Origin of the sequence: Micromonospora sp. NPDC005367 (genome assembly GCF_040606825.1) — a bacterium.
Lineage (GTDB): Bacteria > Actinomycetota > Actinomycetes > Mycobacteriales > Micromonosporaceae > Micromonospora.
Map to the genome: position 1 here is coordinate 70,360 of NZ_JBEXFP010000002.1, position 25,794 is coordinate 96,153.

A 25,794-nucleotide genomic window follows, 5' to 3' on the forward strand; every position below is an offset into this window, starting at 1 on the left:
GGCACCGTGGGGTGGTGACACCACACGACGTTCTTCGACAGGTGGCTGCGAGGCAGGACGGGATGGTCACCCTCGGGCAGGCGCTGCGGGTGGGCCTGAGCAGGGACCAGGTCCGGCAGATGTGCAGATCCGGCCGATGGGAACGGCTGCTGCGTGGGTACTTCTTTCTCGGGGGAGAGCCGCGCGATCTGCGGCGCGCGCGGATCCGGGCCGCCATCGCGAGCCTCGGCCCGGCTGCCTTCGCCGTGCTCGACACGGCACTGGAACTGCACCGCGTCGCAGGTCTACGCCGCACCTCCCAGGTCCACGTGTCGGTGCCGGTGGACCGGCCCCGGCCGCAGCGCGGCCCGGTGCCGTGGCTGGTCGTACATCAGCTGACCGTCGGGCCCCGTGATCTGACCATGGTCGCCGGCATTCCGGTCACCACCGCCGTGCGTACGGTCTCCGACATCATCCTCAGAACCGACCGCTACGCCGCGGTATCGGTCGTCGACTCAGCGCTCTGTCTTGGTGAGCTCGCCGCGGATGAATTGCAAGTGATCTCGGCCCTGATCAGAGGGCGGCGGGGAGCGGTGGCGGCGCGCGGTCATCTCGCCGAGGCAGACGGACGCGCGCAGTCGCCGCTGGAGACTCGTACCCGGCTGCGGTGCGTCGACGGCAAGGTGCCGCCGGACACACTCCAACTAGAGGTACGCGATGACGACGGGTACCTGCTCGGGATCGGCGACCTCGGCTGGCGTGGGCCGAAGGTGATTGCCGAAGCCGACGGCCGAGAGGCGCACGACACTCCTGAAGCGGTCTTCGCCGACCGACGCCGGCAGAACCGCCTGGCCAACGCGGGTTGGACCGTGCTCCGCTTCACCTGGGCCGACACACTTCGACCCGACTACATCCCCTGGACCGTCCGCCAAGCAATCAACCCCCACCCCCATCCCCACCCCCACCCCCACCCCCCATCCCCACCCCCACTGGTGATCAAGAGGTTTGCGTCAGCGATGGCCCACCTGCTGACGCAAACCTCTTGATCACGCAATGAAGGAGTGGGGGAAGGCGGTGCGGCCTAGGGGTGGGGGTGGGGGTGGGGGTGCGTAGGATCTGGGGTCGTGCGGGTTCTTCTGGTTGGTGGTGGAGGGCGTGAGCATGCGCTCGCGCTCGGGTTGGCTTCCGATCCGGCGGTCACGCAGCTGATCGCGGCGCCGGGCAATCCGGGCATCGCCGAGGTGGCCGAGCTGCGCGCGGTGGACGCGAACGACCCGGCGGCGGTGGCCGCGCTCGCGGTGGAGACCGGGGTCGACCTCGTGGTGATCGGGCCGGAGGCGCCGCTGGTCGCCGGGGTCGCCGACGCCGTCCGCGCCAAGGGCATTCCGGTGTTCGGCCCGTCCGCGGCGGCGGCCCAGCTGGAGGGGTCGAAGGCGTTCGCCAAGGACGTCATGAGCACCGCCGGTGTGCCGACCGCCCGCGCCTACACCTGCACCGATCCGGAGAGCGTCGGCCGCGCCCTGGACGAGTTCGGCGCGCCGTACGTGGTGAAGAACGACGGGCTCGCCGCCGGTAAGGGTGTGGTGGTCACCGACGATCGGGCCCGCGCCCAGGAGCACGCGCGGGAGTGCGGCCGGGTGGTGATCGAGGAGTACCTCGCCGGTCCCGAGGTCTCGCTCTTCGTGGTCACCGACGGCGAGGCCGCGGTGCCGCTGCTGCCCGCACAGGACTTCAAGCGCGCCGGTGACGGCGACACCGGCCCGAACACCGGCGGCATGGGCGCGTACGCGCCGCTGCCGTGGACCTCACCCGGCCTGGTCGACGAGGTCATGCGGGACGTGGTCCACCCGACCCTGGCCGAGCTGCGGCGCCGGGGCGCTCCCTTCTCCGGCCTGCTCTACGTCGGGCTCGCGATCACCGCGAACGGCCCTCGGGTGATCGAGTTCAACGCCCGCTTCGGCGACCCGGAGACCCAGGTGGTGCTCGCGTTGCTGGAGACGCCGCTGGCCGGGCTGCTGCACGCGTCGGCCACCGGCGCGCTGGCCGGGCATCCGCCGCTGAGCTGGCGGGACGGGGCCGCGGTGACCGTCGTGGTCGCGTCCGAGGGTTACCCGGGTACGCCGCGTACCGGTGATGTGATCACCGGCGCGGACCGCCGCGGCATCATCCACGCCGGCACCGCCCGCCGGGGCGACGACGGCGCGTTGCTCTCCGCCGGTGGGCGGGTCCTCTGCGCCACGGCCACCGGCCGCGACCTGACCGCCGCCCGGGACGCCGCCTACGAGTTGGTACGCGGCATCGGTCTGGCCGGCTCGCAGCATCGCACCGACATCGCCGCCGCCGCTGCCGAGGGGCGGACCGAGACTCCCCGGTGATCACGGGCAAGCTGACCACCACCACGCCCGATCCGAGGCGCCGTCCCTGACCTGGGACGTCGCCCCGGTCAGTCGTAGTAGCGGCGCAGCTCCCGGGCGAGCACCTTGCCGGTGGCGTTGCGGGGCAGATACTTCACGAAGACCACGTCACGCGGTACGGCGAAGCGGGCGAGGTAGTGCCGGACGTATTCGCGTACCGCCTCCGGGTCGAGCGTCTCCCCGGCGTGCAGGGCGAGGAACGCGGCGAGGCGCTGGCCGTACTCCGGATCGGACACGCCGATGACGGCGACCTCGCGTACCTGGGGCAGTTGCGCAAGCAGGTTCTCCACTTCGGACGGGAAGACGTTCTCGCCACCCGAGACGATCATGTCGTCGGCCCGGCCGTCGACGAAGAGCAGTCCCTCGGGGGTGAGCCGACCGAGGTCGCCGGTGTCGAGGAGGCCGTCGCGGCTCTCCCGGCTCGCCCCGGAGGTGTACCCCTCGAACAGCATCTCGTTGCCGACGAAGATCCGGCCGACCTGCCCGTCCGGCACCTGCCGGCCGGCGGCGTCGAGGATGCGGAGCACGGTGCCGTGCGGTGCTCGGCCCGCGCTGGTGGGTGCCGCCCGCAGTTCGGCCGGACCGGCGATGGACGCCCAGGAAACCTCGGTCGAGCCGTACAGGTTGTAGAGGACTTCGCCGTAGACGTCCATGAACCGGGTCGCGAGCCCGCCGGGCAACGCCGAGCCGCTCACCGCCACGACCTTCAGCTGGAGGCGCGGCTCGGGCGGTGCCACCTCCATCAGCCGCTGCACCATCACCGGTACGGCGAAGAGCGCGTCACACCGGTGCGCCACGAGCGCGGCCAACGTGGCGGCCGGATCGAAGCGGCGGTGCAGCACGATGGTGGCCCGCAGCGCGAAGCAGACCTGGAGGGCGGCGAACCCCCAGGTGTGGAAGATCGGCGCGGCGATCATCACCCGGTCCCGGGTGTGCAGCGGGATGCGGTCGATGATGGACACCAAGGGGCCGAAGCCGCTCGGCGTGGGGCGGCGGGCACCCTTCGGCGCACCGGTGGTGCCGGAGGTGAGGACGATGATCCGCCCGTCCCGCGAGGGTGGTTGCAGGTCGCCCGGGAGCGCGCCGGCCACCAGCTCCTCACGGGCGCGTTCGTCGAGGCGGGGAAGTTCGGCCGGCAGGCCGAGCACCCGGTCGGTGAACTCGTCGTCGTGCACCAGCACGCGTAGCCGCTGTTCCTCGGCGACGGTGGCCAGTTGCGCGGCGGAGAGCCCGGTGTTGACCAGCACCGCGTCGACCCCGAGCAGGGTGGCCGCGACGATCGTCTCGATCAGACCGTGGTGGTTGCGGCAGAGCACACCGATCCGCTCCCCGGCCTGCACGCCGTGCCCCGTCCGCAGGGAGCGGGCCATCCGTTCGGCCCGGTCGAGCAGCTCCTGGTAGGTCAGCTCGGTGCCGTGCTCGTCGATGACCGCCGTCCGGCCGGGGTCGCGGGCGGCGGCCTGCCGGAGCTCGCCGGCCAAGCTCCAACCCCAGCGGCGCAGCGCGTTGAGCTGCGAGGCGATCCGGATCGGCTGACCGGGGGTGAGCAGCCCTCGCCGGGTCATCGTGGTGACCATGAAGGGCAGGTCCATGTCGCAGACCTCCTAGGGGTGTGGCCGGGCGGGGCCGAGGGATGTCCTACCGTCCGGGTGTCTGCCCTGATCATGCCTGGGGTGCCGCGATTCGGCACAGCTGGCGGCGGCGCCACGTGACGAAGACGGCACGGTACGTGCGAGCGCCCGGCTTCGCCGTGCGGTGCCGCGGGGTGGGATCCGCGGGCCGGCACCGGATGCGGGCACGAGTCCCGGGGACGGCGCCGGCCGGAGCGCCGCTTCCGGGCCGGCGCCGTCGGCCTGCCCGGCCGGTCAGCGGATCTGCGTGCCCGAGATGGCGCGCGAGATGACCAGCCGCTGGATCTCGGACGTGCCTTCGAAGATGGTGTAGATCTTCGCGTCGCGGTACCAGCGCTCGACCGGGTGGTCGCGCAGGAAGCCGGCACCGCCGAGCAGCTGCACCGCCTTCTCGGTCACCGAGACGGCCACCTCACCGGCCTTGAGCTTGGACATCGAGCCCTCACCGGCGGTGAACGGCCGGTTGTTGCGTCCCATCCAGGACGCGCGCCAGACGAGCAGCCGGGCGGCGTCGATCTCCATCTTCATGTCGGCCAGCGCGAACGCGACGGCCTGGTTCTCGATGATCGGGCGTCCGAACTGGACTCGTTCCTTCGCGTAGTCCAGGGCGTACTCGTATGCGGCCCGGGCCACGCCGAGCGCCTGCGCACCGACGGTGGGGCGGGACAGTTCGAACGTACGCATCGCCGCCTGACCCGAGGCGCGCTGCCCGGAGCGGGCCCGGGCCAGCCGCTCGTCCAGGGCCTCCTTGCCGCCGAGCAGGCAGCGCCCCGGCACCCGTACGTCGTCGAGGAAGACGTCGGCGGTGTGTGACGCGCGCAGGCCGAGCTTGCGCAGCTTGCGGGTCGCGTTGAGCCCCGGCGTGCCGGGCGGTACGACGAACGCCGCCTGCCCGCGGGACCCGAGTGGGGCTTCGACCGAGGCGGTGACCACGTGCACCCCGGCGATGCCACCGTTGGTGGCGTACGCCTTCTGGCCGGTCAGTACCCATTCGTCGGTGGCCTCGTCGTAGACGGCGCGGGTACGCATCGCGCCGACGTCGGAGCCGGCTTCCGGCTCGCTGGTGCAGAACGCGGCCACGGCCGGTTCGTCGACCGAGCCGAAGCACTGCGGCACCCACTCGACCATCTGGTCGGGGGTGCCGGCGCCGTAGATCGCGGCGACCGCGAGCGAGGTGCCGAAGATGCTCAGGCCGATGCCGGCGTCGCCCCAGAACAGTTCCTCGTTGGCGATGGGGAGGGAGAGTCCGGTCGGGTCGGCCCAGCAGGTGGCGAGGAACTCGAAACCGTAGAGGCCGACCTTTGCCGCCTCCTGAATGATCGGCCAGGGGGTCTCTTCCCGGGCGTCCCATTCGGCCGCGGCCGGGCGCACGACCTCGGCGGAGAAGCCGTGCACCCAGTCACGCAGGTCCCGCTGTTCCTCGGACAGGTCGAGCGAGAACTCGGGCATGTCAGGCCTTCGGGATGTCGAACAGGTTGGCGATGTTGGCCGCCAGGCCGAGGTCACCCTTGGCCTTGAGCTTGCCGGTCATGAACATCATCACCGGGTTCGCCCCACCGGACACGATCTTGAGGAACTCGACCGGGCCCATGGTGAGGGTCAGCTTGGGGTCGTGCTGCGGCGTCTCGGGGACGGTGCAGGTGCCGTTCTCGATGACCACCTCGTAGGTGTCGCTGCCGCCGTCGGGGCGGCCGGTGATGGTCCAGTGGATGACGGCGTTGGTGGAGCCGGCCCGGTCGGCCCGGAACAGCGACGGCATTCGGTTGAAGACCTCACCCAGGACCTTGCCGCGCAGGTCGCCGGCCATCACCTGGGCGAGCTTGTCGTCCGGGGTGGACTTGACCAGCTGGGCGAACTCCTTCGGGCCGACGTTGGCGAAGTTGGCCGGGTCGAAGTCAGTCATGCGTAACACCTTCCGGGCGGGCGATTCTGGTTACTCTGGCGTAACCTTACGCACCAGTAGGTATGCTCGCAAGGTGTCCAGCTCACCCACCTTCAAGCGCCTGCCCCGAGCCGTACGCGAGCAGCAGATGCTGGACGCGGCCGTCAAGGTCTTCTCGCGCCGCGGCTTCCACGCGGCCAGCATGGACGAGATCGCCGAGGACGCCGGCATCTCCAAGCCGATGGTCTACGCGTACCTGGGCACCAAGGAGGAGCTCTTCGTCGCCTGCCTGCATCGCGAGGGCACCCGGATGACCGAGGCGATCGCTGGTGCTGCGGCACCCGAACTGCCGGCCGACGAGCGGCTCTGGCGAGGGCTCCGGGCGTTCTTCGGCTTCGTCGGCGCACACCGCGACGGATGGGCGGTGCTCTACCGGCAGGCCCGCGGCGAGCAGCCGTTCGCCAGGGAACTCGCCGCCATGCGGGCCCGGCTGGTCGAGGTGGTCGCCGGCATGCTCGACCACGCGCTGCGCGCCGAGGGGCGCGAGATCGCGGGGGCCGACCTGGAGCTGGCCGCGTACGCCCTGGTGGGTGCGAGCGAGTCGCTGGCCGACTGGCTCGCCGACCACCCGGAGGCTGATCCGGAGAAGACCGCGACGCGGATGATGAACGTGGCCTGGCTCGGCGCCGACCAGCTGCTGAACGGCGTCACCTGGCGTCCGCCCCAGCGGTGAGGCCGCGGTCAACGCCTCCGGTCGAGCAGGATCTCCCGGTCCACCCCCCGGCCCGTCCGCGCGCGGCGGCGCCGACCGCGGCGGCGGAGCAGGCGTACCCCCTCCACCAGGACGGTCACGCTCAACGCCAGGCCGAGCCCGAACAACAGGCCGCGCACCGGGTCCTGCTCGAAGGCGAGCCCGCCCAGGTAACCGACCAGGGCCGAGTAGAGGCCCCAGGAGCCGGCTGCGAGCGCGTCGAAGGCGAGGAAGCGCCGGCGCGGATAGCCGACCGCGCCCATGGTGAGCGTGACGGCGGTCCGTCCACCGGGAACGTAACGGGCGACCGTGAGAATGAGGCCGCCCCGGGCGGCGATGCCGCGCCGGGCCCACTCGACCCCGGCACGTCGGCGTCCGCCCACAGGGAGCCGATCGAGCAGCCGGGCCCCGCCGGTGCGGCCGACGGCGTACGAGATGTGGTCGCCCAGCAGCGCACCCGACGCGGCGACCAGGATCACCGCCGGCAGTGACGGTCCGCCGGACGCGGCGAACACGCCCGCGGTGATCACGGCGGTCTCGCTCGGTACCACCGGGAAGAACCCGTCGAGAACGGCGATCGCGAAGAGTGCCAGGTAGACCCAGGGTGAAGACATGGTCTGGTGCAGCAGGTCGAGCAGATTCATGATCTCGATGCTGGTCGCGCCGGCCGTCCGCGTCATCGGCCATCGGTGAGCACTGGACCACGACCTAAGTAGCCGGTGTCCCGGAGCGCGGATCAGGGAACTCCCCCACCCGACCCGGGACTTCGGGTTCGGCGCTGCCCGCAGCGCGGCGCCGACCATAGGCTCGGCCCATGCCCTCCAGCCCCGTCGAGCCTCGGCGGGTTGTCGACCGCTACGTGCCACTGCTGGTCGCCGTGGTCGTGGCCGTTGCCGTCTGGGAGTCCCGCACCGGCGCGCTCGGGGTCCGTACGCCGCTGCCCGGTGTACTCGTGCTTCCGATCGCCGTCGCGTCCGGTTGGGCGATGGCGGTCGTCCGGACCCGCCGCTGGCCGCTGTTCCTGGCCGCCGCGGTCGGCTGGCTGGCGTTGGCCGCATGGCCGGCCGGGGTGGTCGCGTCGTACCAGGCGGGTCTCCGACTCCCCGACCGGCGGCGGGTCACCTGGTACCTCACCGGCGCCGCTGCCGTGATGGCGGCCGGGGTGCTGATCGGGCTGGCCGTCGGCGGCCCGCGACGGATCACCACCGCCACTCCGGCCAACGGGCTGGTCACCGCTGTGTGTGTGGTGGCCTTCCCGCTGGTGGCGGGGCTTCTGGTCAGGTCGCGGCGGGACGTGGTCGCCGCACTGCGGGACAGAGCCGAACGGGGGGAGCGGGAGCGGGAGGCGCGGGCCGAGCGGGTCCGGGTGGAGGAGCGGGCACGCATCGCCCGGGAGATGCACGACGTGGTGGCCCACCGGGTGTCGCTGATGGTGGTGCACGCCGGTGCGCTGGAGGTCACCGCCACCGAGCCGGCGACCGTCGAGGCCGCGGCACTGATCCGGTCCACCGGCCGGCAGGCGCTCACCGATCTGCGCGAGGTGCTGGGGGTTCTGCGTCAGCCCGCCTTCGCCCTGGCCGATCCGGGTGCCGACCTGCTCGGCGGCCTGGCCGAACTGATACGCGAATCCCGGGTGGCCGGGCTGCGGGTCCGGCGGCAGGACGAGGGCGAACCACGCTGCGTGCCGGCGACCGTGGGACGCACCGTCCACCGCGTGGTCCAGGAGGCGCTGACCAACGTACGCAAGCACGCCCCGGAGGCCGACGCGACCGTACGCCTGCGCTATCTGCCGGGCTGGGTGGAGATCACGGTCCGGAACGGCTCGCCCGCCGAGGGCCGGGTGCTGCCGAACCCCCGACCGGCCCGGCCGGACGCCGGCCTCGGGCTGCCCGGCGCGGGCCTCGGGCTGTTGGGTCTGCGGGAGCGGGTCGAACTGCTCGGTGGCCGGTTGGAAGCGGGGCCGACCGATGAGGGATTCCTGATCCGGGCGTTGATTCCCACGCCGAGGCCCTCGTGATCCGGGTCCTGCTCGTCGACGACGAGCAGCTCGTCCGCTCGGGCCTGCGTCTGATCCTCGACGCGGCCCCGGACATCACCGTGGTCGGCGAGGCAGCGGACGGTGCGGCGGCGCTGGTCGAGGCGTACCGGCTCCGACCCGACGTGGTGCTGCTCGACGTACGGATGCCGGGCACGGACGGGCTGACCGCCGCGCCGCAGGTGGTGGCCGCCGGCCCCAAGGTGATCATGCTTACCACCTTCGATCTCGACGAGTACGTGCACCGGGCGCTGCGCGCCGGGGCGGTCGGCTTCCTGCTGAAGGACACGCCGCCCCGCGAACTGGCCGCGGCCGTCCGCACGGTGGCGGCGGGACAGGCGATGCTCGCCCCAACGGTCACCCGCCGCCTGATCAGCTCGTTCGCCGAGCGTGGTCCCTCACGCCGGACCGCCGCCCGGCAGCAGCTCGACCTGCTGACCGATCGCGAGTTGGAGATCGCGCGGGAGGTCGCGCAGGGCCTCGCCAACGCGGAGATCGCCCGCCGGTTGGCGATGAGCGAGGCCACCGTGAAGGCGCACGTCAGCCGCGCGTTGGCGAAGCTCCAGCTGACCAACCGGGTCCAGGTCGCGATCCTGGTGCACGACGCCGATCTGCTCTGACGGGCAGCCGTCGCCGGCCCGCGCGGCGGCGCGTTCCCGCCGCAGCGACCGTCGGCGCCGCTCAGCTCCGGTCGGCGGCGCGGTGGCGGGCCCGGCGGCGGCGCAGCGCGCGGATGACCTCCAGGAGTGCCGTGACCGCGATCGAGATTCCGAGACCGGCCACCACTCCCTTGATCGGGTCGTGCTCGAAGGCCAGGCCGCCGAAGTAGCCGAGCAGCCCGCAGTAGATGCCCCAGGTGGTGGTGGCGATCGCGTCGAAGAGGAGGAAGGAACGGCGCGGGTACCGGAGCGCGCCCATGGTGAGGGTGACCGCGGTCCGGCCGCCCGGGATGTAGCGGGCGGTGGTCAGGATGACCCCGCCCCGCCGGTCGACCGCGCGGCGGGCCCACTCCGATCCGATTCGCCGCCGGCTCCGGTCCGGTAGCCGCGCCAGGCGGCGTGCCCCACCGGCGCGCCCGATCGCGTACGAGATGTGGTCGCCGACGAGCGCGCCGATCGCGGCCACCGCGATCACGGCGATGATGTTGGGTCGTCCGTCGGAGGCGGAGATGACGGCCGCGGTGATCACGGCGGCCTCGCTGGGTACGGCCGGAAAGAACGCGTCGACCGCGGTGATTCCGAGGATCAGCAGGTACACCCATGGTGAGGTGACCAGCTGCCGGAGCAGGTCGAGCGCGGAATCCATGCCCCCATGCTCGCCGGACGAGAACCGCCCGGTGGCCGAGTCGCCGGATCACCCGCCGTCGGTCGGTTGTCCGGCGTCCGCCTTCGGCCCGGAGGTCAGCTGGAGCAGGCCAGGGCCGGCGGGGCGAGCAGCGGACCGTGTGACGTCTTGTCGCCGGCCGTGGGGCCGTGCGAGGTCAGCACCACCGGCGCCCCCAGCTCCGCTTCCACCGCCTGCGCCCAGTCGGCCGGCGCGTCGTCGTAGAGCGGGCGGGCGCGCAGCAGGCGGGCGGTGAGCGCGGCCTGCCGGTCCAGGTCACCGGGCGGGCCCGGGGTGAGCCGGTCGGTGGTGTCGTAGCGACGGCAGATCCGTAGCCCGGGGCCGGCGAGGTCGAGGTGGGTCAGCGCCAGACCGTCGACGCCGCCGGCCACGGCGAGGGCGTACCGGTGGGCGACCGCGTCGAAGTGGCCGAACCGGAACCGGCCCTGCCACGGGTTCGTCGGGTTACGGGGGTCCACCAGTCGTAGGGCCGGGTCCTCGGTCACCAGCGGGCCGGGCCCGTGCCGGGTGGTGACCAGCCGGAGCACCCCGATGCGGGTCACGTCGCCGGGCAGGCCCGCCTCGGCGAGCAGGCTGTCGACGTTGGCGAACGTGGTGGTGCTCCACGTCGTGTACGGGTGGAAGCCGTGCCACTCGTCCAGCAGCACGCCCTGCGCGCCCTCGAAGACGCACGTCCCGGTGCGCAGCGCCCCGGCCAGCCAGGTCCGGTCGACGATCGCGACCCGCCCGGCGAACCCGGTGAACGCGGGCAGGCAGTCGTCGACCGGTGGGGCCTCCAGCGGGCCGAGCTCGGCGGTCAGCCGGTCCCGCAGGGCGGTCAACCGGCGGCGCAGCAGCGCCGGAGTGCGGCAGTCGGCGACCCGGGGCGCGTCGTCGGGGTGGGCGAGGCCGTACGCGACAGCCTCGCCCACCCCCAGCCCGCAGGAGCCGTGCCGGTCGGCTCCCCGGGCGATCTCCCGGGCCTGGTTGGCGGCCCGGTGGTACGGGGTGGCGAGCAGCGCGTCCCCGTCCACGGTGAGCCGATCGAGCGCGTCGGGTACCCCGACCGTGGCGAGATGGTCGGCCTCGGCGGCCAGCGCCAGCGGATCCACCACCACGTGCCGTGACAGGTGCGTGCGCACGCCCGGGTGGAACGTGCCCGCGCCGAACTGCGCGAACGTGTGGTGCCGCCCGTCGCGCAGCACGACGTTGTGCGCCGCCTGCGCGCCCCCGTTGAAGCGGACCACGGTGTGCACGGGTCGGGTGGCGCAGAGCCAGTCCACCACCGTGCCCTTGCCGGCGTCGCCGTAGCCGAGGTCGACCACCGCCACGTGCCTCACAGCCGGGTCACCCCACCGGTGGTGTCGCGGAACGCCGGCAGCGTCGACACCTCGGCCCGCCGCCTTCCGCCGAGCGGGGCCAGCGCCTTGGACACGCTGCCGGCGGCGGTGGAGCCGGTTCGGTCCAGGTGACGCAGACCCTCGTCCAGGTCGACGGCCTGCTCGCCGAGGCCGATGGTGAGCGCGATGGTCTCGCAGACCGCGTCGAGGTCGTCGAGCACCACCGTGTTCTGCCCGAGCAGGTCCCGCCAGAAGTCCAGCACCTTGGCGTTGCCGGAGTGGTGGCTGCCGGCGGGGAGCAGGTAGTAGGTGTCCCAGCGGCGGGTCACCTCGTCGACCATCTGTCGCAGCGGCACGTCCTCGGCCAGCTCGGCACCGATCAGGCCGCTCACCTCCCGCGCCTTGACCTTCGGGTACGCCAGCTCGTCGCCGATGATGAACAGGTAGCCGCGCCGGCCGCGCTTCCTCCAGCTGTCGGTGACGGTGTGCCGGGCCATGAAGTACATGGCCAGCTCGTACGACTCGGTCATCTGCCCGCCGCCACCGCCCTCCAGCACGATCCGGCCGAGATCGTCGTCCATCCGGTTGTCCGACTCGAACTGGCCCACCTGCAACGGCACCCGGTCGCAGGTGGCGTCGCCGATCGCGCCGAACATGATCTGCGGGTCGCTGGCGTAGCCCTGCCGTTGCAGCAGGCCGAGCAGCTGCGGCAGCTTGGTCTGCAGGACGCGCGGCACCTTGAGCATCGAGCCGGTCACGTCGAAGAGCACCGCGACGGGCGTCGACCGCGGGTGCTCGTCGGAGTCGCAGCTCTCGCGCATCGCGTCGCGGGGGTCGAGCGCGGGGTGCACGGTGCGTGCCCCGCTGTCGCTGTAGGAGAAGGCGCTCCTGCCGGTGGACCGGCGATAGCGGTCGGCGGCGTCGTACACGTCGGTGGACCAGATTCCACTGCCCATGACGGGCTCCTTAGGGGGTGAGGGTGAAGGGTCGGAAGGTGCGCGGCCCGTAGCGCCGGTCCAGCACCTGGTCGAATTCGCGGAGCAGACGCCAGGCGTCGTCGGGTCGGTCCTTGAGGAAGCGCTGGCGGCAGCCCTGGGCGAAGGTGAGCAACTCGCGCGGCGCGTGGCGGTTCAGCAGCGAGGTCATGCAGCGGGCGGCCATCGCGATGTCGGTGCCCGGCCCGCAGGGCCGCTTGTCGAGGACCTCGGGCGGGTACCAGTCCTGGTGGCCGGGCACCACGGCCGGGATGGTGCTGCCGACGGGGGCGGAGAAGCACCAGTCGACGAGCACCACGCCGTGGGCGTCCGGTTCGATCAGCACGTGCCGCGGCAGGACCGCGCCGTGCACGATCCCGGCCCGGTGGGCCAGGCCGAGCGCCACCAGCAGCCGCCGCCACATCCAGGCCACGTCCCGGGCGTCCAGCCCGTCGGGGTACGCGCGCCGCACCTCGTCGAGGTCGTGCAGGCCGGGCGCGGCGGCGAGCACGTTCACCCGCCGTTCGGCGCCGGTCGCGGCGTCCCGGTGCGGGAAGTCGTCGACGAGGCGGGGCACGTACGGCAGGTAGCGGGGGTCGCCGCGCTCGGCGATGGTGCGCAGCGCGTGCGCCTCGCGGGCCATCAGGTCGTTGTCGGTGGGCCGGCGGGGGATCTTGAGCAGCCGGTCGTCGCCGACGTCGTAGAGGTCGGCCAGGTCACCCGAGTGGGCCGGGGTGCCGAGGCGGTAGTCGCCGAGGACGGTGACCTGCCGGGCCCGCCACCGGGTGGTGACCTGGATGAACGCGTCGGTGGCCTCGGCGCGTACCGCCGGGTCGGCCGGCAGGCGGTCGGGGTGCAGGGCCGCGACCAACTCGCGGTAGCGCCGGGCCGGCTGGTCGGTGCCGAACAGGTCGGCGTCGGTGCGGGCCGCCGCGACCAGGCCGATGGCCTCCGCGGTCCTCATCGCACCGTCTCCTCGCGGGCGGGGCGCAGCAGCGCCGGGTGCAGCAGCAGGGCGTCGCCGGCCCGGTAGAGCCGTGCGCGGGGGCCGCCCCGGGTGCCGCCGCGCTCGGTGCTGGCGCCGGTGCTCTCCACGAAGCCCGGCACGGAGAGGACCTTGCGGTGGAAGTTGCCGGCGTGCAGCGGGTGACCCCAGACCGTCTCGTAGACGCCGCGCAGCTCGCTGATCGTGAACTCGGGGGTGAGGAAGCGGGTGGCGAGCGGGGTGTATTCCAGCTTGGACCGGGCCCGTTCCAGCGCGTCGTCGATGATCCGGCGGTGGTCGAAGGCGAGCTGCCGGCTGGTCAGCGCGGTCACCGGCAGCCAGATCGCCTCGTCGGCGTCGGTGCCCGCGGCCGGGTCCGGCAGGTCGGGGGCGAACGCGAGGTGGGCGACCGAGACGACCCGCATCCGCGGGTCGCGGTCGGGGGCGCCGTAGCTGCCCAACTGCTCCAGGTGTACGCGGCGCAGCCCTTCGCCGCCGAGCCCGGTCTCCTCGGCCAACTCCCGCCGGGCGCCGGCGGTCAGGTCCTCGTCGGGGCGGACGAAACCGCCGGGAAGCGCCCAGTGCCCTTCGAAGGGTGGCTGGCCGCGCCGGATCAGCAGCAGGTGCAGCGCGCTGTCGCGAATGGTCAGCGCCACCACGTCGACGGTGACGGCGACCGACGGGTAGGCCCGGGGGTCGTACGTGGCCAGGAAGTCGTGCTCGTCAACCATGTCTCTCTCATTCTGAGAACATCTCGATGTGAGAACAACTTAGCGCAGAAGCCCGCCCCTGCCAAGCCTCCGGTCCGGCCCGGCAGGGGCGCTCAGCGCATCAGGCCCGCCAGGTGCGGTCGACCGGCCGAGTCGTGCAGGGCGAACCCGCCGTCCGGCAGGAGGGAGAAGTTCACCCTGCTCGGCAGCGGTACGGGCAGCTTGAAGGCGACCTCGACGGTGCAGGCGTCCGGCAGCCGGTTCTCCAGCGCGGCCAGGCAGCGTGCCTTGCTCCACATGCCGTGCGCGATCGGGCGGGGGAAACCGAACAGCCGCGCCCCGAGTCGCGAGGTGTGGATGGGGTTGTGGTCGCCGGAGACACGGGCGTACCCGGTGCCGACCCGCGGGGTGAGCCGCCAGGTCGCCGAGGCGGCCGGCGCTGGTGGGGAGGCACCCCGCTCACGCCGCTCGCCGCCGCCCCGCCGCCCCCGGCTGAGGTACGTCGAGACGCCCCGCCACACCTCCTCCCCGGCGACCGTCGCCACGAGCACCACATCCAGCTGCCGCCCCCGGTCGTGCGGGCGCAGGTTCTCCGCGTACGCGGAGAAGTCCAGCGCCTCGCCGGTGTGGATCGGTCGATGAATGGTGATCCGGTTGGCCACGTGCACCACGCCGGTGAGCGGCACCGGGAACTCCGGCGCGGTCATCAGCCGCAGCGCCAGGGGGAAGCCCAGCACGTGCGGATAGGTCACCGGCAGCCGATCGGTGAGCCGGAACCCGCACAACCGGTCGTACTCGGCCAGGTGGTCGAAGTCGACCGTCACCCCAGACACGGTGAGCCGGACCGCCGGCGGCTGAGCCTCCCGTCGGCCACCGGTGCCCGGCAGAGCGCCGACGAGCGCTCGCCGGTAGAGCGCCCCGGCGGCCGGCATCCCGGGTAGCTCGACCGTGGTCCGCCCGCTGGTGGAGTCGCTCATCACGCCCCCAGCAGGCTCTGGCCGCAGACCCGTACGACGTTGCCGCTGACGGCGCCGCTGGCCGGCCAGGTCAACCAGCCGATCGTCTCGGCGACGTCCACCGGAAGCCCGCCCTGGGCCATACTGTTCATCCGGCGCCCCGCCTCGCGGATCACCACCGGGATCCGGGCGGTCAGCCGGGTCTCGATGAAGCCGGGAGCCACCGCGTTGACGCTGATCCCACGTCCGCGCAGTGCCGGGGCGAGAGAGTCGACCAGCCCGATCACCCCGGCCTTACTGGTGGCGTAGTTGGTCTGGCCGCGGTTGCCGGCGATGCCGGCGATCGAGGAGACCGAGACGATCCGGCCGCCGGCCGGAACCAGGTCACGTGCCAGCAACTCGTCGTTGATCCGTTCCTGGCTGGAGAGGTTCACGTCGATCACCTGATCCCAGCGGTCGGCGTCCATCCGGCCGAGCGTCCTGTCCCGGGTGATGCCGGCGTTGTGCACCACCGCGTCGACGCGGCCGTGCCGGCCGGCGAGGTGGTCGGCGAGCCGGGTCGGGGCGTCCGGTGCGGTCAGGTCGAGCTGCACCGTGCTCCCGCCGATCTCGTTAGCCACACCGGCCAGCGCGTCACCGGCGGCCGGGACGTCCAGCGCCACCACCTGCGCGCCGTCGCGGGCGAGGACCCGGGCGAGCGCCGCGCCGATGCCCCGGGCCGCCCCGGTGACGAGCAGGACCTGACCGTCCAACGGGCGGTCCCAGTCGGCCGGCGCGGTGGCGGTGCCGGCCCCGACCCGGATCACCTGGCCCGAGACGTACGCGGACCGCCCGGAGAGGAGGAACCGGAGGGTGGCTTCGAGGCTGATCCTGGTGTTCTCGTCGGCCTCCCGGGTGACGTGGACCAGTTGGGCGGTGACGCCGCGGCCGAACTCCTTGCCGATGCTGCGGGTCAGGCCCTCCAGGGCCCGCTGGGCGGTCGCCTCGCGGGGCGTGTCGCACTCGGCGGGCGGGGTGCCGAGCACGACCACCCGGCCGCTCGGAGTGACGGAGCGGGCCGCCGGGTGGAAGAAGTCGTAGAGCTGCCGCAGGCCGGTCGAGTCGGTGATGCCGGTGCCGTCGTACACCAGGGCGCCGAACCGCTCGGTGGCCTCGGTGCCGGCGGCCGGGTCGCGCAGCTCGATCCCGGCGGCGGCCAGCAGCCTGCCGACCGGCTCGGCGAGCCGACCGCCGGCGGCCGCGCCCAGCAGGGCGGGCCCGGGAAGGAGCGGGTCGCCGGGCTGGTGCCGGCGCAGTCGCGGCGGGTCGGGCAGCCCTAGGCGCTTGACCAGCGCGCGACCGGCCCCCGATTGGACGAAGCTCGCGTACCTGTCGGTCATAGGCGTAGCCTACTGGCGAGTAGGGTACGGGCAACACTGTCGAGGAGGCGGATCGTGCAGAGCATCCGGCGGGTGGCGGTCATCGGCGGCAACCGCGTCCCCTTCGCCCGCTCCAACTCGCGCTACGCGACCGCGTCCAACTCGGACCTGCTCGGCGCGGCGCTGGACGGCCTGGTGGCCCGGTACGGCCTGGCCGGCCAGCGGGTCGGCGAGGTGGTCGCCGGGGCGGTGCTCAAGCACTCCCGGGACTACAACCTGACCCGCGAAGTGGTGCTCGGATCCCGGCTCGACCCGCACACCCCCGCTTACGACATCCAGCAGGCCTGCGGCACGGGCCTGGAAGCGGCGATCCTGGTCGCCAACAAGATCGCCCTCGGGCAGATCGACGTCGGCATCGCCGGCGGGGTCGACACCACCTCGGACGCGCCCCTGGCGCTCAACGAGGATCTGCGCCGTACGCTGCTCAAGCTCAACAGCGCCCGCACCCTCGGCGAACGGCTCAAGGTGGCCGCGAAGCTACGCCCGCACCAGGCGTTCAAGCCGGAGATCCCGCGCAACGCCGAACCGCGCACGGGCCTGTCGATGGGAGAGCACGCGGCCCGCACCGCACTGCGCTGGAACATCGACCGGCGCTCCCAGGACGAACTGGCGCTCCGGTCGCACCAGCGGCTGGCCGCCGCCTACGACCGGGGCTTCTTCGACGACCTGATGACGCCGTACCTCGGCCTAACCCGGGACCAGAACCTTCGCCCCGACAGCAGCCTGGCGAAGCTGGGCGCCTTGCGGCCCGTCTTCGGCACTCGCGGGCCGGACGCCGAGAAGGCCACCACGACCGCCGGGAACTCCTCACCGCTGACCGACGGCGCGTCGACGGTGCTGCTGGCCTCCGAGGAGTGGGCGCGGGACCGGAGGCTGCCGGTGCTGGCCTGGTTCACCTGGTCGGAGACGGCCGCCGTGGACTTCGTGCACGGCGACGAGGGGCTGCTGATGGCCCCCGCGTACGCGGTGCCCCGGATGCTCGCCCGGGCCGGGCTGACCCTCCAGGACTTCGACTACTACGAGATCCACGAAGCGTTCGCCTCGCAGGTGCTGGCCACCCTCGCCGCCTGGGAGTCACCCGAGTTCTGCAAGGACCGGCTCGGCCTGGACGCCCCGCTCGGCGCGATCGACCGGGACCGGCTGAACGTCAACGGATCCTCCCTCGCCGCCGGGCATCCGTTCGCGGCGACCGGCGGCCGGATCGTGGCCACCCTGGCCAAGCTGCTCTCCGAGAAGGGCGGCGGACGCGGGTTGATCTCGATCTGCGCCGCGGGTGGCCAGGGCGTGACGGCGATCCTCGAACGCTGACCCGTCTCCCGTACGTCGGCTGAAGCCTGCCGGCTGAGCGGCAACTCATCCCGTCCGGCCGGGCATACGCCCGTTCGGTACCGGCGGCCCGCGCCCGACGACACCTGCCGCCGTATCCGCCGGCGGCCCCGTCCGGGCGCGACCGGCGGATACGGGAGAATGGCTGCGTGACGACGATCCCGAACGTGCTCGCCCACCGGTACGCCTCGCCCGAACTGGTCGCCCTCTGGTCGCCAGAGGAGAAGATCCGCCTGGAGCGGCGGCTCTGGCTCGCCGTGCTCCGGGCCCAGCGCGACCTCGGGGTGCCGGTGCCGGACGGGGTGGTCGAGGCGTACGAGCGGGTGCTCGACCAGGTCGACCTCGCCTCGATCGCGGAGCGGGAGCGGGTCACCCGGCACGACGTGAAGGCCCGGATCGAGGAGTTCAGCGCGCTCGCCGGCCATGAGCACGTGCACAAGGGCATGACGTCCCGGGACCTCACCGAGAACGTCGAGCAGCTCCAGGTACGCCGTTCGCTGGAGCTGGTCCGGGACCGGGTCGTCGCCACCCTGGCCCGGCTGGCGTGGCACGCGCAGGAGTACTCCGGTGTGGTGATGGCCGGCCGTTCGCACAACGTGGCGGCACAGGCCACCACGCTCGGCAAGCGCTTCGCGTCGGCCGCGGAGGAGCTGCTCATCGCGTACGAGCGGCTGGAGGACCTGATCGCCCGCTACCCGCTGCGCGGGATCAAGGGGCCGGTGGGCACCGCCGCCGACCAGCTCGACCTCCTGGACGGCGATGCCGAGAAGGTCGCCGAGCTGGAGCGACGGGTGGCCGAGCACCTCGGCTTCTCCCGGGTGCTGGACAGCGTCGGCCAGGTCTACCCGCGCTCGCTCGACTTCGACGTGCTCTCCGCGCTGGCCCAGGTCGCCGCCGGTCCCTCCTCGCTGGCCACCACGATCCGGCTGATGGTGGGTCAGGAGCTGGTCACCGAGGGCTTCAAGCCCGGTCAGGTCGGCTCCAGCGCGATGCCGCACAAGATGAACACCCGCTCGTCGGAGCGCGTCAACGGCTTCGCCGTGATCATCCGCGGTTACCTGTCGATGGTCGGCGAGCTGGCCGGCGACCAGTGGAACGAGGGGGACGTCTCCTGCTCGGTGGTCCGCCGGGTGGCCCTGCCGGACGCGTTCTTCGCCGCCGACGGGCTGTTCCAGACGTTCCTCACCGTGCTCGACGAGTTCGGCGCGTACCCGGCCGTGATCAACCGCGAGCTGGAGCGCTTCCTGCCGTTCCTGGCCACCACGAAGATCCTGGTGGCGGCGGTCCGGCGAGGCGTCGGCCGGGAGGTCGCCCACGAGGTGATCAAGGAGCACGCGGTGGCCGTGGCGCTGGGTATGCGGGAGAAGGGCGCGCTCGAGAACGACCTCTTCGACCGGCTCGCCGCCGACGGCCGCCTCGGCCTCACCCGGCCCGAGATCGACGAGCTGGTCGCCGACCGCGCCGCCTTCGTCGGCGCCGCCCCCGCCCAGGTCCAGGCGGTCACCCGCCGCATCACCAAGATCGTCGAAGCCCACCCCCAAGCCGCCACCTACTCCCCACCCCCCATCCTCTGACCCACCCCACCCCACCCCCCGGCCCCCCACCCCCCGGCCCCCCGGCCTTGCCGCGTTGATCAAGAGGTTGGCGTCACGTTCGATCTCCAATCTGACGTGAACCTCTTGATCAACACGGCTGGACGGGGTGGGGTGTGGGTGGGTGGGGTGGGTGGATTGGCTCGGGTTAGGCGTCGCGGGTGGGGGTTTCGGCGGCGGTGCGCAGGTTCGGGGCGCTCGCCGGCTCGGCGATGCCGCCCGGTGCCTCCGCGATGGCCGGGTCGTGGGCGGTCTCCGCGGCGACCAGCGGCTGGTCGGGCGGCATGACGTCGGGCGCCTTGGGTACGACGATCACCGCCGTCCCGTAGGCGCAGATCTCCATCCACATCTCGCCGCAGTCCCGGCTGTCGAAGCGCATGCCGATCACGGCGTTGGCGCCGAGCCGGCGGGCCTCCTCGCCGAGCCGGGCCACCGAGTCGGTACGCCACCGGGTGAGGTTGTCCGGGGCCAACGGGTCGTACGCGCCACCTCGGAGGTTCTTGACGCCCTCGCGGTACGGGTTTCTGGTCCTGGCCATCGAGGAGACCACCTCACCGAGGATCTGGCGGATCTCGTAGCCGGGCAGTTGATCCGTCGTCACGACCAGCACGGTTCCGATGCTGTCAGGGCGGGCGACACCCGATCGCGAGCGTTGTTCACCTGATCGGATGCTGCAAAACGACGCGGCGCGGACGGCTGGCGCTCTGCCGACCATCCGCGCCGCGCCGGGCGCTAACCGTCAGACACCGGCCACCGAGGTGATCCAGGACCGGTTGTACGCGACACTGCCGTAGTTCTGGATGTTCACGCCGTCCGCGGTCGAGGCGACGCCGACCTGCCGGCCGTTGTAGAACTGCGGGCCGCCCGAGTCGCCCCGCCAGGCGTTGCCGTTGATCCGCGAGCTGCGGATCGCCTGGCCGCCGTACGCGTCGGTGGCGCTGTTGCTGGTCACCTGCACGTTGGCGGTCTTCAGCACGGTGGATGCCGAGCAGCCGCTGTAGCAGGTCATGCCCCAGCCGTAGATCGAGTTGGTCGAGCCGATCGGCGGGTTGCTGCTGGCCAGGGTGACGGTGGAGGAGCTCACCGCGCTGGAGAGGCGCATCAACGCGAGGTCGTTGCGGGTGTAGGTGGCCGAGACGGTGCGGGTCACACCGCCGGAGGAGCGGTTGACGCTGCCGATCCGGACCGACATCGTGCCGCTGATGCAGTGCCGGGCGGTGAGCACCCACTGTGCGGCGATCACGCTGCCGGAGCAGGTGAATGAGCCGTTGCTGAACACGGCGGCGGCCCACGGGGCGGACGAGACGGTGCCACCGCCGATGATCGGCTGCGGGCCGGCGGGGGCCGCGGTGGCGCCGGAGGTGGCGCCGACGACGCCGATCAGGGCGGTGCTGATCGCCACGAGCAGGGAGCGGATGCGCATTGGCTGGACTCCTTGAGGGTGGGGTGATACCCGGGGTCGCCGGGCGGGGGCAACCGGCGACGTGTGATCTCCGCCGCCGTATCATCGAACTATGTCGATGTAGAGTAGGGGGAGCGGCGCACCTTTTCAAGATTTCCTTTTGGACTCTGCGGCATAACGATTCGGCCATAGCGTGAGTCGTATATGCCCTGGTGGCAGTGGTGCCGGGCACCGTGGAGTGGTCCACGCCACGTGTGTCGGGGAGTTGTCTCGACTGCGGCCCGGGCCCGGCCCGGCCGGTGCGGGCACACCGTCATCTGCCAGGTAGGCTGGCTGCGCTCGCCCCATGTGGGTCGGCACCCAACTGCGTACACAGTCAGGAGTGCCCAGTGCCTCGCGTCGTCGTCGACGTCATGCTCAAGCCCGAGATCCTCGATCCGCAGGGCCAGGCCGTCGCAAACGCGCTGCCGCGGCTCGGCGTCAGCGACGTCGCCTCGGTTCGGATCGGTCGACGGATCGAGATCGAGTTCACCGGTGAACCGGACCTGGACCGGGCCCGGGAGATCGCCGACAAGCTGCTCGCCAACCCGGTCATCGAGGACTTCACCGTCCGCGTGGTCGAGGCCGACGAGACCGCGGGCGCCCGGTCGTGACCGCGCGGGTCGGAGTTGTCACCTTCCCCGGCTCGCTCGACGACGGGGACGCCGCCCGCGCCGTACGGATCGCCGGCGCCGAGCCGGTCCGCCTCTGGCACGGCGACCCGGCCCTGCACGGGGTCGACGCCGTCGTCCTTCCCGGCGGCTTCTCCTACGGCGACTACCTGCGTTGCGGGGCCATCGCCCGGTTCGCCCCGGTGATGGAGTCGATCGTCGACGCCGCTCGGGGTGGTATGCCGGTGCTCGGCATCTGCAACGGCTTCCAGATCCTCTGCGAGGCGCACCTGCTGCCCGGCGCGCTCACCCGCAACCAGCACCTGCACTTCCGCAACCGGGACCAGGTCCTGCGGATCGAGACGGCGCGCACCGCCTGGACGAACACGTTCCAGCCGGGCCAGGAGGTGCTGATCCCGGTCAAGAACGGCGAGGGCTGCTACGTCGCCGACCCCGCGACGCTGGACCAGCTCGAGGCCGAGGGTCGGGTGGTGGCCCGCTACATCGGCGGCAACCCGAACGGGTCGCAGCGTGACATCGCCGCGATCACCAACGAGGCCGGGAACGTGGTCGGCATCATGCCCCACCCGGAGCACGCCGTGGAGGAACTCACCGGCCCCTCGCTGGACGGCCTCGGCTTCTTCACCTCGGTCCTCAAGCACCTGGTAGGGGCGCCTGCGTGAGCGCGTGGAGCGAACCGGGTCCGCGAGTCCCGCAGTCGCGAACGAAGCGCGCAGCAGCGACCAGCCACAGGATCATCTGTCCGCTCAACCGCCCGGCGGGCGGCCACGAGCGCAGCGAGGAGAGGTCATGACCACCCATCCGGATCCGGTACGGGAGACACCGGAGGCCTTCCCGGCCGCTTCGCCGCAGTCGGCGGAGCCGGGAGCGGCCGCCGTCGTCGCGCCGGCCGCTCCGGCCCAGCCGGCCCCCGGCACGTGGACCGACCGCGTGGACACCGTGCCGCGCGCCGCGGGCACCCCGGGCGAACTCCAGCCGTACACGGAACTCGGCCTCAAGGACGACGAGTACGAGCGGATCCGGCAGATCCTCAGCCGCCGGCCCACCCAGGCCGAGCTGGCCATGTACTCGATCATGTGGAGCGAGCACTGCTCCTACAAGTCCAGCAAGGTGCACCTGCGCCAGTTCGGCGAGAAGGCCCCGCCGAGCGACCGGCTGCTCGCCGGCATCGGTGAGAACGCGGGCGTGGTGCAGGTCTCCGACGAGTTGGCCGTCACCTTCAAGGTCGAGTCGCACAACCACCCGAGCTTCGTCGAGCCCTACCAGGGCGCGGCCACGGGCGTCGGCGGCATCGTCCGGGACATCCTGGCGATGGGTGCCCGTCCGGTCGCAGTGATGGACCCGCTGCGCTTCGGCGCGGCCGACCACCCCGACACCGCCCGGGTGCTGCCCGGCGTGGTCGCCGGTGTCGGCGGCTACGGCAACTGCCTCGGCCTGCCCAACATCGGCGGGGAGGTCGTCTTCGACCCCACCTACCAGGGCAACCCGCTGGTCAACGCGCTCTGCCTCGGCGTGCTGCCGGTCGACCGGCTGCAGAAGAAGGAGGCCGCCGGCGCCGGCAACGTGGTGGTCCTGATGGGCGCCAAGACCGGCCGGGACGGCATCGGCGGTGTGTCGGTGCTGGCCAGCGCCACCTTCGACGAGGGCAGCGAGGAGCGCCGCCCGTCCGTTCAGGTCGGCGACCCGTTCATGGAGAAGCTGCTCATCGAGGCCTGCCTGGAGCTGTACGACGCCGAACTGGTCGTCGGCATCCAGGACCTGGGTGGCGCCGGTCTGACCTGCGCGCTCACCGAGACCGCCGCGGCGGCCGGCACCGGCATGCGGGTCTGGCTGGAGCGGGTGCCGCTGCGCGAGCCCTCGATGGAGCCGCACGAGATCCTGGCCAGCGAGTCGCAGGAGCGGATGCTGCTGGTCGTCGAGCCGGAGAAGCTCGACGCGGTGCTCAAGATCGCCGACAAATGGGGCGTCTGGGCCACCGCCATCGGCGAGGTAACCGCGCCGTCCCCGGACGGTCAGCCGGGCCGACTCGTCATCACCTGGCGTGACCAGCTGGTGGTGGACGTACCGCCGGGCTCGCTCGTCGACGACGGTCCGGTCTACGCCCGTCCGATGCGGGAGCCGGCCGACCTGATCCTGCTCCAGGCAGACCGGGCGGAGACCCTGCCGCGTCCGGCCGACCCCGAGGCGCTGCGGGAGACCGTGCTGCGCATGATCGCCTCGCCGAACCTGGCCGACAAGACCTGGGTCACCGAGCAGTACGACCGGTACGTGCTGGGCAACACGGTGCTCGCCCAGCCGGAGGACTCCGGCGTGATCCGCATCGACGAGCGGACCGGGCTCGGTGTGGCGCTCTCCGTGGACGGCAACGGCCGCTACGCCCGTCTCGACCCGTACCACGGCACCAAGCTCGCGCTGGCCGAGGCGTACCGGAACGTGGCCGTGACCGGCGCGACGCCGATCGCGGTCACCAACTGCCTGAACTTCGGATCCCCCGAGGACCCGCAGGTGATGTGGCAGTTCGCCGAAGCCGTGCGCGGCCTCGCGGACGGCTGCGCCGAGCTGGGCATCCCGGTCACCGGCGGCAACGTCAGCTTCTACAACCAGACCGGCGCCGCGGCGATCCACCCGACTCCGGTGGTCGGTGTGCTCGGCGTGCTGGAGAACGTCACCGACCGGGTGCCGATGGGCTTCGTGCCGCGGCCCGACGGTGATCACGACCAGCTCTTCCTGCTCGGTGAGACGCATGTCGAGCTCTCCGGCTCGGAGTGGGCCTGGGTGACCCACGAGCACCTCGGTGGCATCCCGCCGCAGGTCGACCTCGCGCGGGAGAAGGCGCTGGCCGACCTCGTCGCGGCGGCCGCCCGGGTCGGTCACCTGAGCTCGGCGCACGACCTCTCCGACGGTGGGCTCGCGCAGAGCCTGGTCGAGTCCTGCCTGCGTCGCGGGGTCGGTGCCCGGATCGCGGTCCCGGACCAGTTCGCCGGCGGCTCGATGCCGTTCGTCTACCTGTTCAGCGAGTCCGCCGGACGGGTGCTGGTCTCGGTGCCGCGCGGGCACGAGAAGGCGTTCACCGCGCTCTGCGCGGAGCACGGGGTGCCGGCCGAGCGGATCGGCGTCACCGACCCGACCGGCGGCGCGCTGGAGGTGCACGGCCAGTTCCGGATCGGCCTGGACGAGTTGCGGGCCGCCCACACCGGCACCCTGCCGCGGCTCTTCGGCGGTGCGGCGCTGGTCGAGGTGCCGGCTCCGGCGACCGGTGTGGCCGGTGCCGTCGAGGCGGTGCCGCTGCCGGTCACCGGCCCGGCCGCCGAGGCGGCGCCGGTGGACCCGGAGAGCGTCGAGTCCGAGCCGATCGCGTCGGCCGGTCCGGTCGCGCCGGTGGCCGAGGTGCCCGTCGGCTCGGCCGAGTCGAGCACGGTGGCCTCGGCCGATGACGTCGAGGCAGCCGAGCCCGACTCCGGTGACACCGAGCAGCCGACGGCGTCCGACGAGCGCTGAGGCGTTGGCCGCGGCCGTCTTCGCCCAACCCGGATCAGGTGCCCGGTTCGACTGGGGCCTGACCGGGGCGGCGGAGCTGGGCCGCGTCTGCGCTGCTCTGGTGGTGGTGGACGTCCTCTCGTTCACCACCGCCGTCGAGGTGGCGGTCAGCCGGGGCATGCGGGTGCACCCGTTCCCCTGGGGCGAGCAGGCCGCCGAGTACGCGAGCCGGATCGGCGCCACCGTCGCCGTGGGCCGCCGGCAGACCAACCCGGAGCAGCCGTGGTCGCTCTCGCCGGCGGCGTTGAGCACGGCACCGGTCGTCGCCGACCTGGTGCTGCCGTCGCCGAACGGTTCGGCGATCAGCGCCGCGGCGAGCGCCACCGGCGTGCCGGTGGTGGCGGCCTGCCTGCGTAACGCCCGCGCCGTCGGGCGTTGGCTGCGCCGCCAGGGGTACGGCTCGTCAGCCGCACCGGTAGGCGTGATCGCCGCCGGTGAGCGCTGGCCGGACGGCTCGCTACGCCCGGGTGTGGAGGACCAGCTCGGCGCGGCGAGCGTGCTGGACGCTCTCTCCGGCGTACCGGGCGGGCTCTCCGTCGAGGCGGCCATGGCGCTCGCGGCGCTGGCCAGCACTCCGGACGTACCGGCCGCGGTGCGCGGCTGCGTCTCCGGACGGGAACTCACCGAGGGCGGCTTCGCCGGGGACGTGGAGATCGCGGTGCAGGTCGACGTCTCCGACGTGGTGCCGGTGCTGCACCAGGGCGTGTTCTCCGCAGCCTGACCGATCCCCGCCCGTTGGTCGCCGGCTCGGGCACTGCCCGTCACCGGCTCGTCGGGCAGCTGCCAACCGGCGCCCCATCCCGCGCAGCGCCCCACCCCGCGCGGCGTTCGGCCGCTGTGGCGTCCGATCCCACTGCGGCCTTCCGTC

General features: G+C 72.7%; 24 protein-coding genes. 11 read left to right on the plus strand and 13 right to left on the minus strand.

The window, feature by feature from the left end:
* The first annotated feature begins 41 nt into the window (after positions 1 to 41).
* Entirely contained in the window at positions 42 to 1,025 is a 984-nt protein-coding gene (locus tag ABZS42_RS01815) for a type IV toxin-antitoxin system AbiEi family antitoxin domain-containing protein (RefSeq protein WP_355141500.1), read from the plus strand.
* 78 nt (positions 1,026 to 1,103) lie between these two features.
* On the plus strand, positions 1,104 to 2,354 hold the full coding sequence (gene purD, locus ABZS42_RS01820) for a phosphoribosylamine--glycine ligase (protein ID WP_355141502.1): 1,251 nt from the start codon (positions 1,104 to 1,106) through the stop codon (positions 2,352 to 2,354).
* A gap of 68 nt (positions 2,355 to 2,422) precedes the next feature.
* On the opposite strand, the gene ABZS42_RS01825 is transcribed toward purD, so the two are convergent.
* The 3 genes from ABZS42_RS01825 to ABZS42_RS01835 all read right to left on the minus strand — a co-directional run bounded on the left by ABZS42_RS01825 (position 2,423) and on the right by ABZS42_RS01835 (position 5,927).
* Positions 2,423 to 3,985, minus strand: a complete 1,563-nt coding sequence (locus ABZS42_RS01825) for an AMP-binding protein (RefSeq protein ID WP_355141504.1) — start codon at positions 3,983 to 3,985, stop codon at positions 2,423 to 2,425.
* Between the two features lie 273 nt (positions 3,986 to 4,258).
* Complete coding sequence (locus ABZS42_RS01830) at positions 4,259 to 5,473, minus strand: acyl-CoA dehydrogenase family protein (protein ID WP_355141506.1); 1,215 nt, start codon at positions 5,471 to 5,473, stop codon at positions 4,259 to 4,261.
* A 1-nt stretch (position 5,474) separates the two neighbouring features.
* Positions 5,475 to 5,927 (minus strand): SCP2 sterol-binding domain-containing protein, encoded by a 453-nt coding sequence (locus ABZS42_RS01835; protein WP_355141508.1) that lies wholly within the window; start codon positions 5,925 to 5,927, stop codon positions 5,475 to 5,477.
* A gap of 73 nt (positions 5,928 to 6,000) precedes the next feature.
* On the opposite strand from ABZS42_RS01835, the gene ABZS42_RS01840 reads away from it, so the two are divergent.
* Entirely contained in the window at positions 6,001 to 6,639 is a 639-nt protein-coding gene (locus ABZS42_RS01840; protein WP_355141510.1) for a TetR/AcrR family transcriptional regulator, read from the plus strand.
* Between the two features lie 8 nt (positions 6,640 to 6,647).
* Here ABZS42_RS01840 and ABZS42_RS01845 read toward each other — a convergent pair whose 3' ends face one another.
* On the minus strand, positions 6,648 to 7,304 hold the full coding sequence (locus tag ABZS42_RS01845; RefSeq protein WP_355141898.1) for a DedA family protein: 657 nt from the start codon (positions 7,302 to 7,304) through the stop codon (positions 6,648 to 6,650).
* 167 nt (positions 7,305 to 7,471) lie between these two features.
* On the opposite strand from ABZS42_RS01845, the gene ABZS42_RS01850 reads away from it, so the two are divergent.
* Both ABZS42_RS01850 and ABZS42_RS01855 read left to right on the plus strand, forming a co-directional pair.
* Entirely contained in the window at positions 7,472 to 8,674 is a 1,203-nt protein-coding gene (locus ABZS42_RS01850; RefSeq protein WP_355141512.1) for a histidine kinase, read from the plus strand.
* Positions 8,671 to 9,312, plus strand: a complete 642-nt coding sequence (locus ABZS42_RS01855) for a response regulator transcription factor (RefSeq protein WP_355141514.1) — start codon at positions 8,671 to 8,673, stop codon at positions 9,310 to 9,312. Before ABZS42_RS01850 ends, ABZS42_RS01855 begins: the two co-directional genes overlap by 4 nt.
* A gap of 61 nt (positions 9,313 to 9,373) precedes the next feature.
* Here the strand turns inward: ABZS42_RS01855 and ABZS42_RS01860 are convergent, their stop codons facing one another.
* The 7 genes from ABZS42_RS01860 to ABZS42_RS01890 all read right to left on the minus strand — a co-directional run bounded on the left by ABZS42_RS01860 (position 9,374) and on the right by ABZS42_RS01890 (position 16,359).
* Positions 9,374 to 9,997, minus strand: a complete 624-nt coding sequence (locus tag ABZS42_RS01860; RefSeq protein WP_355141516.1) for a DedA family protein — start codon at positions 9,995 to 9,997, stop codon at positions 9,374 to 9,376.
* Between the two features lie 95 nt (positions 9,998 to 10,092).
* On the minus strand, positions 10,093 to 11,355 hold the full coding sequence (locus ABZS42_RS01865; protein ID WP_355141518.1) for an adenylosuccinate synthetase: 1,263 nt from the start codon (positions 11,353 to 11,355) through the stop codon (positions 10,093 to 10,095).
* On the minus strand, positions 11,352 to 12,311 hold the full coding sequence (locus tag ABZS42_RS01870; protein ID WP_355141520.1) for a hypothetical protein: 960 nt from the start codon (positions 12,309 to 12,311) through the stop codon (positions 11,352 to 11,354). Before ABZS42_RS01870 ends, ABZS42_RS01865 begins: the two co-directional genes overlap by 4 nt.
* A 10-nt stretch (positions 12,312 to 12,321) precedes the next feature.
* On the minus strand, positions 12,322 to 13,293 hold the full coding sequence (locus tag ABZS42_RS01875; RefSeq protein WP_355141522.1) for a serine/threonine protein kinase: 972 nt from the start codon (positions 13,291 to 13,293) through the stop codon (positions 12,322 to 12,324).
* Complete coding sequence (locus tag ABZS42_RS01880) at positions 13,290 to 14,045, minus strand: NUDIX domain-containing protein (protein WP_355141524.1); 756 nt, start codon at positions 14,043 to 14,045, stop codon at positions 13,290 to 13,292. The genes ABZS42_RS01875 and ABZS42_RS01880 overlap by 4 nt, the downstream gene beginning before the upstream one ends.
* A 92-nt stretch (positions 14,046 to 14,137) precedes the next feature.
* On the minus strand, positions 14,138 to 15,001 hold the full coding sequence (locus tag ABZS42_RS01885; RefSeq protein ID WP_355141526.1) for a MaoC/PaaZ C-terminal domain-containing protein: 864 nt from the start codon (positions 14,999 to 15,001) through the stop codon (positions 14,138 to 14,140).
* The gene (locus ABZS42_RS01890; protein WP_355141528.1) at positions 15,001 to 16,359 is read right to left on the minus strand and encodes a 3-oxoacyl-ACP reductase; all 1,359 of its coding nucleotides are present in this window, start codon (positions 16,357 to 16,359) and stop codon (positions 15,001 to 15,003) included. Before ABZS42_RS01890 ends, ABZS42_RS01885 begins: the two co-directional genes overlap by 1 nt.
* 54 nt (positions 16,360 to 16,413) lie before the next feature.
* On the opposite strand from ABZS42_RS01890, the gene ABZS42_RS01895 reads away from it, so the two are divergent.
* Both ABZS42_RS01895 and purB read left to right on the plus strand, forming a co-directional pair.
* Complete coding sequence (locus ABZS42_RS01895) at positions 16,414 to 17,706, plus strand: acetyl-CoA C-acetyltransferase (protein WP_355141530.1); 1,293 nt, start codon at positions 16,414 to 16,416, stop codon at positions 17,704 to 17,706.
* Between the two features lie 167 nt (positions 17,707 to 17,873).
* Positions 17,874 to 19,298, plus strand: a complete 1,425-nt coding sequence (gene purB, locus ABZS42_RS01900) for an adenylosuccinate lyase (protein ID WP_355141532.1) — start codon at positions 17,874 to 17,876, stop codon at positions 19,296 to 19,298.
* Between the two features lie 166 nt (positions 19,299 to 19,464).
* Here the strand turns inward: purB and ABZS42_RS01905 are convergent, their stop codons facing one another.
* Positions 19,465 to 20,031 carry a YbjQ family protein gene (locus tag ABZS42_RS01905; RefSeq protein WP_355141534.1) on the minus strand — a complete coding sequence of 189 codons (567 nt, stop codon included), beginning with the start codon at positions 20,029 to 20,031 and terminating at the stop codon, positions 19,465 to 19,467.
* A 24-nt stretch (positions 20,032 to 20,055) separates the two neighbouring features.
* On the minus strand, positions 20,056 to 20,739 hold the full coding sequence (locus ABZS42_RS01910) for a DUF1986 domain-containing protein (RefSeq protein WP_355141536.1): 684 nt from the start codon (positions 20,737 to 20,739) through the stop codon (positions 20,056 to 20,058).
* Between the two features lie 368 nt (positions 20,740 to 21,107).
* Between ABZS42_RS01910 and purS the strand changes: the two genes are divergently transcribed.
* The 4 genes from purS (at position 21,108) to ABZS42_RS01930 (ending at position 25,647) form a co-directional block, all read left to right on the plus strand.
* The gene (purS, locus tag ABZS42_RS01915) at positions 21,108 to 21,371 is read left to right on the plus strand and encodes a phosphoribosylformylglycinamidine synthase subunit PurS (RefSeq protein WP_076468782.1); all 264 of its coding nucleotides are present in this window, start codon (positions 21,108 to 21,110) and stop codon (positions 21,369 to 21,371) included.
* Positions 21,368 to 22,051, plus strand: a complete 684-nt coding sequence (gene purQ / locus ABZS42_RS01920; RefSeq protein WP_355141539.1) for a phosphoribosylformylglycinamidine synthase subunit PurQ — start codon at positions 21,368 to 21,370, stop codon at positions 22,049 to 22,051. The genes purS and purQ overlap by 4 nt, the downstream gene beginning before the upstream one ends.
* 127 nt (positions 22,052 to 22,178) lie before the next feature.
* Positions 22,179 to 24,887, plus strand: coding sequence for a phosphoribosylformylglycinamidine synthase subunit PurL (gene purL, locus ABZS42_RS01925; RefSeq protein WP_355141541.1), 2,709 nt, complete (start codon positions 22,179 to 22,181; stop codon positions 24,885 to 24,887).
* A gap of 4 nt (positions 24,888 to 24,891) precedes the next feature.
* Positions 24,892 to 25,647, plus strand: coding sequence for a 2-phosphosulfolactate phosphatase (locus tag ABZS42_RS01930; protein ID WP_355141900.1), 756 nt, complete (start codon positions 24,892 to 24,894; stop codon positions 25,645 to 25,647).
* Positions 25,648 to 25,794 lie beyond the last annotated feature (147 nt).

Bases quoted from the DNA above. Each gene is read 5' to 3' on its own strand.
- ABZS42_RS01875 (WP_355141522.1), bottom strand. From the start codon at position 13,293: ATGAGGACCGCGGAGGCCATCGGCCTGGTCGCGGCGGCCCGCACCGAC.
- ABZS42_RS01860 (WP_355141516.1), bottom strand. From the start codon at position 9,997: ATGGATTCCGCGCTCGACCTGCTCCGGCAGCTGGTCACCTCACCATGG.
- ABZS42_RS01825 (WP_355141504.1), bottom strand. From the start codon at position 3,985: ATGGACCTGCCCTTCATGGTCACCACGATGACCCGGCGAGGGCTGCTC.
- ABZS42_RS01835 (WP_355141508.1), bottom strand. From the start codon at position 5,927: ATGACTGACTTCGACCCGGCCAACTTCGCCAACGTCGGCCCGAAGGAG.
- ABZS42_RS01885 (WP_355141526.1), bottom strand. From the start codon at position 15,001: ATGAGCGACTCCACCAGCGGGCGGACCACGGTCGAGCTACCCGGGATG.
- ABZS42_RS01910 (WP_355141536.1), bottom strand. From the start codon at position 20,739: ATGCGCATCCGCTCCCTGCTCGTGGCGATCAGCACCGCCCTGATCGGC.
- ABZS42_RS01890 (WP_355141528.1), bottom strand. From the start codon at position 16,359: ATGACCGACAGGTACGCGAGCTTCGTCCAATCGGGGGCCGGTCGCGCG.
- ABZS42_RS01850 (WP_355141512.1), top strand. From the start codon at position 7,472: ATGCCCTCCAGCCCCGTCGAGCCTCGGCGGGTTGTCGACCGCTACGTG.
- ABZS42_RS01880 (WP_355141524.1), bottom strand. From the start codon at position 14,045: ATGGTTGACGAGCACGACTTCCTGGCCACGTACGACCCCCGGGCCTAC.
- ABZS42_RS01830 (WP_355141506.1), bottom strand. From the start codon at position 5,473: ATGCCCGAGTTCTCGCTCGACCTGTCCGAGGAACAGCGGGACCTGCGT.
- purL (WP_355141541.1), top strand. From the start codon at position 22,179: ATGACCACCCATCCGGATCCGGTACGGGAGACACCGGAGGCCTTCCCG.
- ABZS42_RS01905 (WP_355141534.1), bottom strand. From the start codon at position 20,031: ATGGTCGGCAGAGCGCCAGCCGTCCGCGCCGCGTCGTTTTGCAGCATC.
- ABZS42_RS01870 (WP_355141520.1), bottom strand. From the start codon at position 12,311: ATGGGCAGTGGAATCTGGTCCACCGACGTGTACGACGCCGCCGACCGC.